Raw genomic sequence first — 14,357 nt, forward strand, 5'->3', positions numbered from 1 at the left:
ACCAATAGTTGGCTTTAACGCATCACAAACAGCTCTTCGTGGTAGTGTTGTTCAATATCAAATTGATAGGTGTCTAATTCTTTTTTCAGTGATGTAGAGAACAACTCCGGCCCACAGAAATAAATCTCGTACTCGTTGAGGTCGCCACATTGATTGACAATTCTTCCGGCGTTCAGTCGAGGTGAATGTAAGGTGTCTATCACGGTCAACTTCACACCAACCGCGTGTGCAAGGTGCCACAACTCATCGATTAATTGCTTATCAACACCGCGAGTACAATAAAACAGTTCAATACGAGGATGATCTCGTTCTATTTTGAGCGCTTCAAGTGTTGCAAAAAACGACGCAATCCCAACACCACCAGCAATCCAAATTTGTGGTTTGCTTAGGTCAAAATAAAGTCGACCATAGGGTCCTTCAACCGTCACCGCATCGCCTGCTTTCACTCGCTCATATAGGCCATTGGTAAAATCACCCAACTCTTTGATCAAGAAACTCAGTTCTGGATCATCACTGCCAGAAACAATCGTAAACGGATGCGGGTCTTCATTACCGAAACGCAAGTACGCAAACTGCCCAGCTTTGTGACCTTGCCAAGATGCATCAGGTTTTAAGACTAGCTCCATCACCTCAGCTTGTGGAAAATAACGAGTCGAGGTAATGGCCGCTGAGTGACGATTACGACGCCCAACCAAGCCCAACAAACTGTAAATCGCTGCGATAGACCCAACCAAAGCAAATGCCACAGTTAGATAATAAATAGGCTCTCCCCAATACGCTCGTTTAAGCAGTATTACTGAGTGAAAAGCGATAAACAGGTACGCAACCGACATCAAACGGTGCGACAACTTAAACGGTTTATACTTCACTGCCGCCCATAGTGACGCCACCAGTAAAATGAGTAATAAGTAGAAGCCCCATTCGCCAATACTCTGAGCAATTCCGCGCAATTCACTGACCCATAACTCCCACCCTGTCAAAACAGCTTGCGGCCCTGAACCATCGTGTCGAACAGGCTTATCTAACACGCCAGACACCACCAATGACTTAGGAATTTGGTACCACAACCAGTGTGTCACACCCAGTGCAACACCACCGATACCGAGCCATTTATGGACTCGATATGCTTTATCTATACCTTTCAGCCAATTCTCAACCATAGGCAAACGCATCGCCACGCTCATGGTGATGGACATTAACATCAGAGACAAAATACCTGAGTACTGAATCATGGCTGAGCGCCATTCAAAGACATCGCTTGAAGTGAATAATTGCGGTTCCATCGCAAACCAAAAGGCTGACATTGTGGCAATCATTGCCAAAATGATATTGCGGACTGTTTTCATTTTTTAACACTCATAAAGACGACATCATTACTTTAGCTCCTGTGATGTAAAGGGACGTCAACGCACGTAAATCTATGCAAAGGATCTCGCTCATTGTGCTGTAGCAGAGATAAAAGAGACAAACTGCCCACGGCCAATAAGCGCTCTTTGATCGATAAAAGCGGATTCTTCGTACATATAAGTCCGTTAGTGAGCATGCTCGAAGATAACAATAAATGAGAAGAAGAGAAGATATGAAGGATATGACCCTTTCTAAACAAGATATCCAAACAATGGACCCGCGCCACCGCATTCGTTTAGTTAATTCCTTGTCTGGATTTAAAAGCGCCAACCTAATTGGCACTTGTGATAAACAGGGGTTTGAAAACCTTGCGATAGTAAGCTCTGTCATTCATCTTGGGTCTGATCCTGCGTTGCTTGGTTTTATTGTTCGCCCGGATAAAAGCCGCCGTCATACGCTAGAAAACATTTTAGAAACAAAGTACTTCACCGTTAACAGCATTGGTGCTGACTTTGTTAAAAAGGCTCATCAAACCTCGGCTCGCTACCCTAAACCAGTCTCAGAATTCAACGCGGTCGGTTTAACGGCCTATCATGACGACGAATTCCCCGCTCCCTTCGTCTTGGAGAGCAGTTTAAAGATAGGGTTAGCGTTCAAAGAACAGATCACAATCGAAAGCAATCAAACTCAAATGTTGATCGGTGAAGTTATAACGATTCACGCACCCAAACGCGCCGTGATGCCGGATGGCTACCTTGATTTAGAAGCGTTGGATTTGGTCACGGTATCAGGGCTTGATAGCTACCACGTAACTCAAAGACTGCACCGATTAAGCTATGCAAAACCACAGGAGCCACTCTTTCCACTCACTCGTGAAGGTAACCCAACCTCATGGGAAGCGTTTGAACTCAATCTAGACTAATTTTGTTCGGCAATTTACTATCAAAAGTGCTAACGTCCTTTAATTCCAAGAGATGCATCTCACACAAGTGCATCTCGCTGAGCACCCCATTCATTCTTACGTCTGTTTCCAAGGACCCTTTTGAAGTTAACTCACTTTAAATACAAAACGCGCGAAGGCCCAGACTACCGACACGGCGACCAGGTGTCTTTTATGGACATCAAACAGACCTTCGGTATGGGCAGCATTCGTGTGGGGGCTTGGGTCACGAAAGAAGAAAAAGAGTTGGCCGCAAATCTGATATTCGACTCGCTAGCCGACTTGGCTTACATCTTGGCTTTGCCACCAGAAGCAATTGGCTTACGTGGCACATTAGGCTTAGCGTTCGGCAGTGGTGGCAGAAAGGGTGTACAAGCACACTACGCCCCAAACCAGAGAGAATTAGCCCTCGCCAAGAACGCTGGAGCTGGCGCGCTCGCACACGAGTTCTGGCATGCGTTTGACCACTACATCGCCGAAAAGGCGTTTGAGATTGGTGACACCTCCGGTCCTCGCAAGCAAATCTTGTTCGCCAGTGACTGTTGGCTACACGATAGAAAAGTAAGACCACATCCATTAAACGAGAGTTTGATGTCTTTGTTTGACGCCACTTTGCTTAGCGACAATAACTTGGACAAACACGATTACGTGGCTCGCAGCGTTATTGCCGACAAGGCGATGTCTGCCCGTTACTTCTCACTACCTACAGAGATGATGGCGCGTGCTTTTGAGTCGGTGATTGAATCGTGTTCCGATATCAAGAACGCTTATCTGGTCGATGGCACAACCAAGCCTGATATGTACCCCGTGTATCCAGATATGGCGCATCGCAAAGAGATATACCAAGCACTACAAGGTTACTTCGCACCATTAGGGCGATCTTTGAGTAAATAGCGCTTAGGACAGCACATGACCAAAGCTTCGAAAGCGTTTATAGTCCAGACACACACTTCAATATGCATGATTTAGAGGCAGTAATGATCTGTTGGCCATCCTTAGTAAAACTCGCCGGTGACGATGAGCTTATTTACGTCGCGTCCGAACAAGATTTTCAAGCGGAATGCTCAGATATGATCTTGGGCGAAGATGATTACCTCATCGATTCAGAGGGCGACAGCTACTCGCTTCAATCAAACTCAAATCAATTGTCTCTAGCTAAACGAGCTGAGCAGTATTCAGTTGAAAACGTAACTAAGCTGATTCGAAATCACGAGTTCCAGAAAGCCGAAGTGTGCCTGATGAAGATCCACTTCCTGACTATCGAAGAAGCGATTCAGTCTTTGGCGTTTGAGCCACGTTAATATTGGTTTAGATTCGCATCAAAGCATCCAATCAGAACAAACAAAAACAGCGCCAATTTAGGCGCTGTTTTCGTTTATTATCTCGTTCTCGCTTAATTAAGCGATAAAAATCTGTGCTAGTGCGTAGCCTAAACAACATGCGCCTACTACACCGATTAAGCCAACCGACATAAATGAGTGGTTGAAGTACCACTTACCAATCTTGGTGGTGCCAGACACATCGAAGTTCACCGTTGCGATATCTGATGGGTAGTTCGGGATGAAGAAGTACCCGTAAACCGCTGGCATCAAGCCGATAAGCAGCGCTGGATCCAATCCTAAGCCAAGGCCAACAGGCAACATCATACGTGCAGTCGCGGCTTGAGAGTTCACCACAACTGATACGATGAATAGCGCTAGTGCGAACGTCCATGGGTAGTTGGTCACCATTTCCACAATGCCAGATTTGAACTGAGGCATTGCGTATTGGAAATAAGTATCCGACATCCAAGCAATACCGAAGATAGCAATCGCCGCCACCATACCCGACTTGAATACCACGCCGTTTGGCACATCTCGCGGGTCAGTTTTGGTCGCTAACAAGATGATACCACCGAAGCAGAGCATCATCATTTGGATGATCACCGACATCTTGATTGGCTTGTCGCCGTCTACGATGGTTCTGATCTCAGGCACCATCGCCACGATAACAATCACCACAATCGACAATAGGAAAATCAATACCGCATTACGAGCCGAAGTTGGCAGCACTTCATCCAAAGACGTCGCTGTGGTGCTTTCGATACGCTTTTTCCACTCCGGATCTTTTAGGCGCGCTTGATATTCAGGATCATCGTTCAGCTCTTTGCCGCGTTTCAAGCTGTACAAAGAAAGTAAAAACGTACCAAACAGCGTTGCAGGTACCGTCACCATCAAAATAGAAAGCAGAGTAATAGAGTGTTGAATATCAGAAAGCTGTGCGAGGTAATACACCACAGCCGCTGAAATTGGCGATGCTGTGATAGCAAGTTGAGACGCGACAGACGCAGCTGCCATCGGGCGCTCAGGACGAATACCGTTCTTCAGTGCGACATCACCGATGATCGGCATGATGGAGTAAACCGCGTGACCAGTACCCAATAGGAAAGTCATCGAGTAAGTCACAAACGGAGCTATCAGGGTGACGCGTTTCGGGTTCTTTCTTAGCACCCTTTCCGCCACTTGTAGCATGTATTTTAAGCCACCAGCCGCTTCGAGTATCGAGGCACAAGTAACAACGGCGAGGATGATCAACATTACGGTGACAGGTGGAGACGTTGGTGGCATCTTGAAGACAAACACCTCGATAACCAAACCAATACCAGAAACAACACCTAAGCCAATACCGCCATACCGAGACCCGATATAAAGGACGACTAATAAAAATAGAAACTCAAAATACAACATAAGCAACCCTGCTAAAAATGTGGACTAATGTTATTTTCTCCCTAAGCTCAGCCATTTACTTATTGCTTGGTCACACTATGATTGCAGGCTCCCGTTAATTGTTTTTTATAAGATTATGGTCACGCAAACTGACCTGTAAGTTTATGAAATGTAATAAGAAGACGGACGCACAAGCTAGATTTGTTATGTGGAATAATCATAATTGTTTCTGTTAGATCTGGATGTCCTATAAAATATCAGGCTCATAACTGAACGATATTATTCCAACCATAATCAATCACATTTAAAGTCATTCAGAAGCATATTAACGAGCCGATTGGATACATTCTTACTGAACGTTGACTCGCCTATCACTAGACACTATGTCAAAATACCCGCCCTCACGACGACAACACAGAAAGAACCACGTATATGAATTTTCAAGCTGCTATTTTTGATATGGATGGACTGCTGCTCGACACCGAGCGACTTTGTATGCAGGTTTTTGAAGAAGCATGTCACGCTCAAGGTGTTCCGTTTTTGCAAGATGTCTACCTAGGCATCATTGGTTGTAACGCAAAAACCATTGAACAGATTTTTCGAAATGGTTACGGTGAAGAGTTAGATTACCCAGCGCTGAATAATGAATGGCGCACCCGCTACAGTGCAATTGTTAAAAACCAAGCAATCCCGGTAAAAGATGGCGTGATTGAGCTGCTTGAATGGCTAAAATCAAATGACATTCCAATCGCGGTGGCGACCTCCACTCAGCTTGATATCGCAAAGAAGAAGCTTGAGTTGGCAGGCCTAGATTCGTACTTCACCTCATTAAGCACAGGCTGCGAAGTGACTCACGGTAAGCCTCACCCAGAGATTTACTTGCTGGCGGCTGAACGCTTAGGTGTTGCACCTGAAACCTGCCTAGCGTTTGAGGACTCAAACAACGGTATTCGTGCATCAATGGCAGCAAACATGATCAGCTTCCAAATTCCAGATTTGGTTGAACCTTGCGAAGAAGTAAAAGCGCTTGGTCACACGATCAGCCCGTCACTGCATCATGTATTGGCGCAGCTGCAACAGGCCGCCGCTTAAAAGCCCATCACAGCAATTTAAGACCAATATTAAGCCGACTCACTGAGTCGGTTTTTTTGTGGGTATTCCTTTTATAAAAGATAAAAAATCGCGCTAGAAACTGTTACAGTCGATGTGAAACGATGGAAATCGAGAAGCAATATTGATAATGGAGAAAGAGACGCGTGATTGAAAAACTTGAAAGCCAACTACTTGATTTTGCACAACAAGAAATGACACAAGATGCGGCGCACGACATCAGCCACATCAAGCGCGTAGTCAAAACTGCTAAGGCTTTATGTACTCAAGAACAAGCTAAGCTTGAGGTCGTTCTGCCTGCTGCTTACCTTCATGATTGTTTCACCTTTCCCAAGAACCACCCAGACAGAGCCCAAAGCTCACAAATGGCGGCAGACAAGGCGATCTCTTACCTCAAATCTATCGATTATCCTGCGCCCTATCTTGACGAGATCCATCATGCGATTGTCACTCACAGTTACAGTGCCAACATCACACCAGAAACCTTGGAAGCACAGATTGTTCAAGATGCTGATCGCCTAGACTCTCTCGGTGCGATTGGCATTGCTCGCTGCCTATACGTTGGTCAAAGCTTTAACGCTGAACTCTATAACCACGAAGACCCGTTCGCCAAGCAGCGTGACTTGGATGACAAGAATTACAGTGTCGACCATTTCTACGTGAAACTGTTCAAGCTGGCTGAAACCATGAATACAGAATCCGCCAAATTAGAAGCCAACAAGCGCACCGACTACATGCGCGGTTTTCTGGAACAGTTGGGCGCAGAAGTTTAACGGCTTATAAAAAGAGACAAGCGATAAAGAAGAGAGAAGGATATGGAAATAAACCGCTTTAAAGCATCCGACGCTGAAGAGATCATCACTTGGTTTACATCCTTAGAAGACTACGTTCTATGGGGAGGGAGAACATTTGGTTGGCCGTTAAAAGCCGCCTCTATCATCGAACGTTCTCAAGAGCCCCATGTCGAGCTTTACACATTCTCCACATCTAGCACTAACTCGAATGCTAATGACTTGCTCGGTTTTATGGAGTTTCAACGTATGTCAGACAGTGAACTTCGTTTCTGCCGAGTTGCGATTCACCCAAACCAACGAGGCAAAGGGCTTGGGCAATCAATGATAGAAAGTGCATTAGACGCCGCGAAACAAATCCCTGATGTCACCACCATCAGCTTGGCGGTATTTCAGCAAAATATCGGAGCAAAACGTTGCTACGACAAAGCCGGCTTTCAGGTGGTCGACAAAGAGCCGAGCGTCAAAGAGTTCAATGGCAAAACGTGGCCCTTGTATCAGATGCAATTAAAGCTCTGCTAGTTCGTTTTAATTACTAGATTTGACCCCATATCATTAAGCATTGGCTACATACTCAAGATACACAGATGTAATTTGGAACCTTCATGACCCAAGAAAAATTCGATACTATTTACCAACGTGCAGCTCACCGCAAAGGCGGAGCGGCCGAACTCGAAAAAATTGTTCGTGCGCCCCTTTCACAAGCCGAGCTATCACAAATCACCGACGATCGTTGGCTAGCCGCCTTTACTGAAAAGGTATTCCAATGTGGTATTTCATGGAATGTGGTGAGAAAGAAATGGCCGCAGTTTGAAGAGGTGTTCTTTGAATTCGACATCGAAAAAATGCTAATGCTGCCGAACGAGATGTGGGAACAGAAAGCGCAAGACCCGCGCATTATTCGTCACCTGACTAAGGTGATGACTATCCCTGCCAATGCCACCATGATTCACAACGCCAAGCGTGAAGCCGATTCATTCTCGCAAATGGTTGCCGACTGGCCATCAGAACGCATCACCGAACTTTGGGACTACCTAAAGAAACACGGCAAGCGATTAGGTGGTAACACTGGCGCTTACACCTTACGTCAAATGGGTAAAGATACCTTCATCTTGTCATCGGACGTTGAAGCGCATTTGCGCAGTACCGATGTGGTCGATAGCGGTCGTAACACCAAGCGAGCACAAGTCGCGGCAAGTAAGGCTTTCAACGAATGGCAACAACAATCAGGTCGTAGCCTCAGCGAAATCAGCCAGATCGTGGCATACAGCTGCGGCGATAATCGCGTCTAGTTTTAGGGCCAATGACTTAAAGCTCTAGATTGCACACAGTTCCCTGCAAACTAAATGTTATAAGTCATTAACAAATAAGCGTGCATCGCACTTTCATCCGGTGGCATTGTATAGATAAATGTATACAATATAGAGTAATACTCATGAATTATTCTCGACCAACCCAACTCGACTAAACAAGGGCCCTTATCTCTATGACAGTTCTCAAAAACTCTGTCTCCAAAGGTGTAAAAACGAAAGTAACAGGCCAGACTCAAGACGATGTTGTTTACTGCCATATCTTCGACGCGATACTAGAACAAAGGCTGCCACCAGCCACGAAATTAAGCGAAGAAGCACTAGCAGAAATCTTTGGCGTTAGCCGTACTATTATCCGCCGCGCCTTGCTGCGCCTCTCTTTAGAACAAGTTGTGGTGATCCGTCCTAACCGAGGTGCTGTGATTGCAGCCCCAACAGTAGACGAAGCCAAGCAGATATTTAAAGCACGTGAAGTGATGGAAATTGCTATCACTGAGCTAGCGGTTAAGAACGCAACCAAAGCCCAAATCGACGAGTGTAGAAAACTGGTCGCGAAAGAGAACTGCGCCTTTGACCAAGGTGACTATGGTTCTGGCTTACGTTTATCTGGTGAGTTCCACATCAAACTGGCTGAAATGGCTGAGAACGCGCCACTGCTGGCTTTCCAACGCAGCTTGGTATCGCAAACCTCTCTGCTTATTGCCCAGTACGAAACCGGCAGCCACTCGAACTGCTCTTTGGATGAGCATGAAGGATTGCTGGATGCGATAGAGTCTGGCGATGAAGAGCAAGCCGTTGACCTAATGCGAGAGCATTTAAGCCACATTCGCTCCAAGCTCAACCTAGACAGCAACACAGCTTCGAGCGATCTGCATGTGGTGTTCTCTGATCTGCTCAAGAGCAAATCATAGTTCTGCTAACTAGATAGCCAAATATTTTGTTAACAACTTTTTGTTAACAAAACAGAAGAGAAGTAAGCCTCAGCGTTTACTTCTCTTTTTTATGCGTAAAGCCCTCTTCCATCATTAGAAAGTCACCACGACTTCCCCTGTTCGCCTTGTTATTACTTGCCTAAATGAGGCTATAGAACTGAATAACACCGATGTACTCGCTTCCTTAAAATCCTACAATTTTTGTATACATCATCAAAAACACATTCACACCATTAAACTTACCAAAAGACCGTCAACTCTTTATAAAACAAACAAATAGGCAATAAAATAAATTGTATACAATTCAACACAACACCTCATTGTTGCATTTTTGTAAATAAATAGTTGACCACAGGGTCAGGATGGATAATTATTGACCTAGAAGTCAAAAAGAATACACATGGAAATATGTCGATATACAAGGAGGTCTCTTGATTACTTTTTTGCTCAATCAGGAAATAAGACGTGAAGACAATCTGTCACCTAACATGACAGTGCTCAACTACCTTCGTACCAAGGTTAATAAAACCGGTACAAAAGAAGGTTGTGGGTCCGGTGACTGTGGCGCATGTACGGTAGTTCTGGGTGAAGTGGTCGATGGACAACTGCAATACCGCTCGGTGAACTCTTGCCTTACGTTCGTTTCAGCGTTGCATGGCAAGCAACTGATCACAGTAGAAGATCTGCAAAATCGAGATCGCTCATTGCACCCAGTGCAGAAGGCGGTGGTTGATTTTCACGGTTCACAGTGTGGTTACTGCACGCCGGGCTTCATCATGTCGATGTTTGCACTAGGCAAAAACAAACCCGATGCGAGCAAAGAAGACGTCATGGAATCACTGGCGGGTAACCTATGTCGCTGTACGGGTTACCGACCAATTGTTGATGCTGCGATGTCGCTTTCAACAGACCAACCTTTGATCGACCAATTCGCTGAGCTTGAACGCAACACCATCAAGAAGCTAGAAAGTATTCAAGACACCGAGGCCAACTTACGCCTTGGTCACCTCACCGCTTTTTCCCCGAAAAGCACTGATGAGTTGGCCAAGCTTTTTCAAGCCCACCCGAACGCTAAACTGGTTGCTGGCGGTACGGATTTAGCTCTGGAAGTGACGCAATTCCATCGTGAGATTGAAACACTAATCAGCGTAAACCTTGTTGAAGACATGAAAGTATGTGAAGAGACCGACACCAATTTAATCATTGGCGCTAACCTGCCTATCAGTGATTCTTACTCACTACTGAAAAAACACTACCCAGATTTTGGTGAACTGTTGCATCGCTTTGCTTCACTGCAAGTGCGTAACCAAGGCACCATCGGCGGTAACGTGGCGAATGCCTCGCCTATCGGTGACACCCCTCCTCTGCTGATTGCCCTAAACGCGAAGATCAAACTTCGTTGCGGCGACGAGTCACGCACAATGCCAATTGAAGATTACTTCATCAGCTACAAGGTGACGGCTCAAAAAGAGAGTGAATTCATTGAACAGATCATCATTCCTAAGCCAACTAACGATAGCTTCCGAGCTTACAAACTGTCTAAGCGTTTAGATGATGATATCTCAGCAGTGTGTGGTGCGTTTGATATCCAAATTGAAGATGGCAAGGTTTCTTACGCTCGTATCGCCTTTGGCGGTATGGCTGCAACACCTAAGCGCGCGGCGCGTTGTGAAAATACGTTATTAGGCAAACCGTGGACAGACGCTAATATTAAGTTAGCGATGCAGGAACTGTATAACGACTTTGAGCCGCTATCTGATTTCCGTGCAAGCCAAGAGTACCGTTCATTGTCGGCGGCCAACATGCTGCGTCGTTACTTCATTGAACAACAGAACAAAAACAACCAAATCGAAACAAGGGTAACGTCTTATGTCTAATTCAAACAAGCATGCGATGACCCACGAAGAGATGGTTACCATTGCAAAACAAGATCTAAAAACTGGCGTCGGTAAAAGCGTTAAACACGACAGTGCAGCCAAGCAAGTCACGGGCGAAGCGGTGTACATTGATGACCGCCTAGAGTTCCCAAATCAGCTGCACGTTTACGCACGCCTGAGCACTCAAGCACACGCCAACATCACCAAAATAGATTTATCACCGTGTTACGAATTTGAAGGCGTGGCAATTGCCATTCAAGCCAAAGACGTACCGGGTGAACTGGATATTGGTGCAATTCTTCCGGGTGACCCACTGCTTGCTGATGGCAAGGTGGAATACTACGGTCAACCTGTGATTGCCGTGGCAGCTAACGATTTAGAAACCGCGCGCAAAGCTGCACACGCTGCGATCATTGAATACGAAGAGCTTCCAGCGATTCTTGATGTAAAAGAAGCGCTAGAGAAAGAACACTTCGTCACAGAGAGCCACACTCAACAACGTGGTGACTCGAAAGCCGCACTGGCAAAAGCGAAACACGTGATCTCTGGTGACCTAGAGATCGGCGGCCAAGAGCACTTCTACCTAGAAACTCAAATCAGTAGCGTGATGCCAACCGAAGACGGCGGCATGATCGTGTACACCTCGACTCAAAACCCGACCGAAGTTCAAAAACTGGTTGCGGAAGTGATTGGCGTACCAATGCACAAAGTCGTGATTGATATGCGTCGTATGGGTGGTGGTTTCGGTGGTAAAGAGACTCAAGCAGCCTCTCCAGCGTGTATGGCAGCGGTTATTGCTCATCTTACAGGCCGACCAACCAAAATGCGTCTGCTGCGCAGTGAAGACATGCAGCAAACCGGTAAACGCCACCCGTTCTACAATCAATATACGGTCGGTTTTGACGACAATGGTGTGATTCAAGGTGCCGATATTACCGTTGCAGGTAACTGTGGCTACTCGCCAGACTTATCAAGTTCTATTGTCGACCGCGCAATGTTCCACTCAGACAACGCTTATTATCTAGGCGATGCAACTGTGGTCGGTCATCGATGCAAAACCAATACCGCATCGAACACCGCTTACCGTGGTTTTGGTGGGCCGCAAGGCATGATGACCATTGAGCACATCATGGACGAGATTGCGTGTTACCTGAAAAAAGATCCTTTGGAAGTACGTAAGGCGAACTACTACGGCGAAGAAGGCCGTAACGTGACCCATTACTACCAAACCGTTGAAGACAACTTTTTACCTGAGATAACCGAACAGCTTGAACGCAGCAGTGACTATCACGCACGTCGTAAAGAAATCGCTGAGTTCAACAAGCAGAGCCCTATCTTGAAGAAAGGCCTTGCAATCACACCAGTGAAATTCGGCATCTCGTTTACTGCGACTTTCTTGAACCAAGCAGGTGCGCTCATCCATATCTACACCGATGGCAGTATTCATTTGAATCACGGTGGTACGGAAATGGGGCAAGGCTTGAACATCAAAGTGGCGCAAATCGTTGCACAGGAGTTCCAAGTCGATGTCGAACGTATCCAGATCACCGCTACAAACACAGACAAAGTTCCGAACACATCACCAACCGCAGCCTCATCGGGCGCCGACCTCAACGGTAAGGCCGCGCAAAACGCCGCAATAACCATTAAGCAACGCCTGATCGACTTCGCTTCTTCGCACTTCAAAGTGTGGCCTGAAGAAGTGGTGTTTAAGAACGGCATGGTGCAAATTCGCGACGAGATCATGACCTTCAACTCGTTTGTTGAACTGGCTTGGTTTAATCAAATTTCGCTGTCGAGCACTGGCTTCTACCGCACGCCCAAGATCTATTACGATCACGAGAAAGCACGCGGTCGCCCGTTCTACTACTACGCGTATGGTGCCTCTTGTTCAGAGGTTATCGTCGATACTCTAACCGGCGAAAACAAGATTCTACGTGTCGATATTCTGCATGACGTGGGTGCTTCACTGAACCCAGCGATTGATATCGGCCAAGTCGAAGGTGGCTTTGTGCAAGGTGTCGGTTGGTTAACCACGGAAGAGTTGGTTTGGAACCAGCAAGGCCGCTTAATGACCAATGGCCCGGCAAGCTACAAGATCCCAGCGATTGCCGATATGCCAATTGATTTCAGAACGCACCTTTTGGAAAATCGCAGCAACCCAGAAGACACCGTCTTCAACTCGAAAGCCGTGGGTGAGCCCCCTTTCATGTTGGGTATGTCGGTATGGAGCGCACTGAAAGACGCAATCAGCTATGTCGCCGTCGATGGAGCGATTCCTAAGCTCAACACACCAGCAACGCCAGAGCGTATTTTGATGGCGATTCAGGAAGTCTCTGAAACAGCCCCGACTTCGATCGATGCTCAATCAGAAACGGCTTAATAAGACTGATATAGAGCTTAGGAAGCATAGAAGGGATTTAGGAGGACATATGTTTAAGGATAATTGGATTCACGAATTGGCAAAACTGGAAGAGAACTACGAACCATGTGTCATGGTGACAGTGCTTGAAGACAGAGGCTCAGTGCCACGTGATGCGGGTACCAAGATGCTTGTCACTCGTGACCGAATCATCGCTACTATTGGTGGTGGTCACCTTGAACATGTGGCCACTAAAATGGCGCGCGAAATGCTGATTGCCAGTGAAAAATCACTCAAAGTAGAACGCTTCAATCTAGGTGCTCGTTTAGGTCAATGTTGTGGCGGGATGGCAACATTAAGCTTTGAACCCATTGGTACTCAACAGAACCATCTCGTGCTGTTTGGCGCTGGCCATGTGGCAAAGGCGCTGCTACACATTGTCGCGACCCTACCCTTCCGTGTGACCTGGATTGATGAACGTGAAAAAGTGTTCCCTGACACGCTTCCTCACGGTGTAAAAAAGCTAGTCACAGACGATCCGGTTGGCGAAGTTAAACACATGCCACCGAACAGCTACTACCTAGTAATGACCCACAACCACCAGCTTGATTTCGATTTAACGAAAGCCATTATCGACCGTGAAGACAGCCGTTACTTCGGCATGATCGGCTCGCTGACCAAGCGTAAGAAGTTTGACTTCCGCCTAGAGCAGCGTGGCTATAGCCAAGAGCAAATTGAAACTATGATTTGTCCGATTGGCATTAGCGCTGTGAATGGCAAACATCCCGCTGAAATCGCGGTATCGGTTGCGGGTGAACTGATCGCACACTATCAGGGCCAAGCGCTTGAACAAAAGCGCCCAACCAAACAATATCAAAATCAGGATTTGACCGATCAACACAGTCAATCAAGCGATGTAGGCGAACCTCCTTTGGAAGAGAAGATCGCCTAATACAAGTCGCAAAGCTTCGGTAGCCATAACG

General features: G+C 46.4%; 13 protein-coding genes. 11 read left to right on the forward strand and 2 right to left on the reverse strand.

Annotated features, from left to right (window positions below):
• Positions 1 to 14: 14 nt before the first annotated feature.
• The gene (locus AB6E85_RS00595; protein WP_372140999.1) at positions 15 to 1,346 is read right to left on the reverse strand and encodes a ferric reductase-like transmembrane domain-containing protein; all 1,332 of its coding nucleotides are present in this window, start codon (positions 1,344 to 1,346) and stop codon (positions 15 to 17) included.
• Between the two features lie 233 nt (positions 1,347 to 1,579).
• Between AB6E85_RS00595 and AB6E85_RS00600 the strand changes: the two genes are divergently transcribed.
• The 3 genes from AB6E85_RS00600 to AB6E85_RS00610 all read left to right on the forward strand — a co-directional run bounded on the left by AB6E85_RS00600 (position 1,580) and on the right by AB6E85_RS00610 (position 3,588).
• Entirely contained in the window at positions 1,580 to 2,269 is a 690-nt protein-coding gene (locus tag AB6E85_RS00600; protein WP_372141001.1) for a flavin reductase family protein, read from the forward strand.
• Between the two features lie 120 nt (positions 2,270 to 2,389).
• Positions 2,390 to 3,181 (forward strand): CLCA_X family protein, encoded by a 792-nt coding sequence (locus AB6E85_RS00605; RefSeq protein WP_122082342.1) that lies wholly within the window; start codon positions 2,390 to 2,392, stop codon positions 3,179 to 3,181.
• A gap of 83 nt (positions 3,182 to 3,264) precedes the next feature.
• Positions 3,265 to 3,588: a DUF4144 domain-containing protein gene (locus tag AB6E85_RS00610; RefSeq protein WP_048613940.1), complete on the forward strand. Its 324-nt coding sequence runs from the start codon at positions 3,265 to 3,267 to the stop codon at positions 3,586 to 3,588.
• A gap of 96 nt (positions 3,589 to 3,684) precedes the next feature.
• Here the strand turns inward: AB6E85_RS00610 and AB6E85_RS00615 are convergent, their stop codons facing one another.
• On the reverse strand, positions 3,685 to 5,013 hold the full coding sequence (locus AB6E85_RS00615; RefSeq protein ID WP_010432780.1) for an anaerobic C4-dicarboxylate transporter: 1,329 nt from the start codon (positions 5,011 to 5,013) through the stop codon (positions 3,685 to 3,687).
• Between the two features lie 411 nt (positions 5,014 to 5,424).
• Between AB6E85_RS00615 and AB6E85_RS00620 the strand changes: the two genes are divergently transcribed.
• The 8 genes from AB6E85_RS00620 to xdhC all read left to right on the forward strand — a co-directional run bounded on the left by AB6E85_RS00620 (position 5,425) and on the right by xdhC (position 14,326).
• Complete coding sequence (locus tag AB6E85_RS00620) at positions 5,425 to 6,084, forward strand: HAD family phosphatase (protein ID WP_122082341.1); 660 nt, start codon at positions 5,425 to 5,427, stop codon at positions 6,082 to 6,084.
• Between the two features lie 164 nt (positions 6,085 to 6,248).
• Positions 6,249 to 6,875, forward strand: a complete 627-nt coding sequence (locus AB6E85_RS00625) for an HD domain-containing protein (protein WP_372141002.1) — start codon at positions 6,249 to 6,251, stop codon at positions 6,873 to 6,875.
• Between the two features lie 42 nt (positions 6,876 to 6,917).
• On the forward strand, positions 6,918 to 7,415 hold the full coding sequence (locus AB6E85_RS00630; protein WP_372141004.1) for a GNAT family N-acetyltransferase: 498 nt from the start codon (positions 6,918 to 6,920) through the stop codon (positions 7,413 to 7,415).
• A gap of 83 nt (positions 7,416 to 7,498) precedes the next feature.
• Entirely contained in the window at positions 7,499 to 8,185 is a 687-nt protein-coding gene (locus tag AB6E85_RS00635; protein WP_019821260.1) for a DNA-3-methyladenine glycosylase I, read from the forward strand.
• A gap of 194 nt (positions 8,186 to 8,379) precedes the next feature.
• On the forward strand, positions 8,380 to 9,114 hold the full coding sequence (locus AB6E85_RS00640) for a GntR family transcriptional regulator (RefSeq protein WP_048611788.1): 735 nt from the start codon (positions 8,380 to 8,382) through the stop codon (positions 9,112 to 9,114).
• A 452-nt stretch (positions 9,115 to 9,566) separates the two neighbouring features.
• A complete protein-coding gene (gene xdhA, locus AB6E85_RS00645) occupies positions 9,567 to 11,012 on the forward strand; it encodes a xanthine dehydrogenase small subunit (protein ID WP_372141006.1) in 1,446 nt (481 codons plus the stop codon).
• The gene (gene xdhB, locus AB6E85_RS00650; protein ID WP_372141008.1) at positions 11,005 to 13,395 is read left to right on the forward strand and encodes a xanthine dehydrogenase molybdopterin binding subunit; all 2,391 of its coding nucleotides are present in this window, start codon (positions 11,005 to 11,007) and stop codon (positions 13,393 to 13,395) included. The genes xdhA and xdhB overlap by 8 nt, the downstream gene beginning before the upstream one ends.
• Positions 13,396 to 13,444: 49 nt before the next feature.
• Positions 13,445 to 14,326, forward strand: coding sequence for a xanthine dehydrogenase accessory protein XdhC (gene xdhC / locus AB6E85_RS00655; protein ID WP_372141010.1), 882 nt, complete (start codon positions 13,445 to 13,447; stop codon positions 14,324 to 14,326).
• The last annotated feature ends 31 nt before the right edge of the window (positions 14,327 to 14,357 follow it).

It is taken from the genome of Vibrio sp. 10N.247.311.51, from assembly GCF_041467855.1.
GTDB lineage: Bacteria > Pseudomonadota > Gammaproteobacteria > Enterobacterales > Vibrionaceae > Vibrio > Vibrio coralliirubri.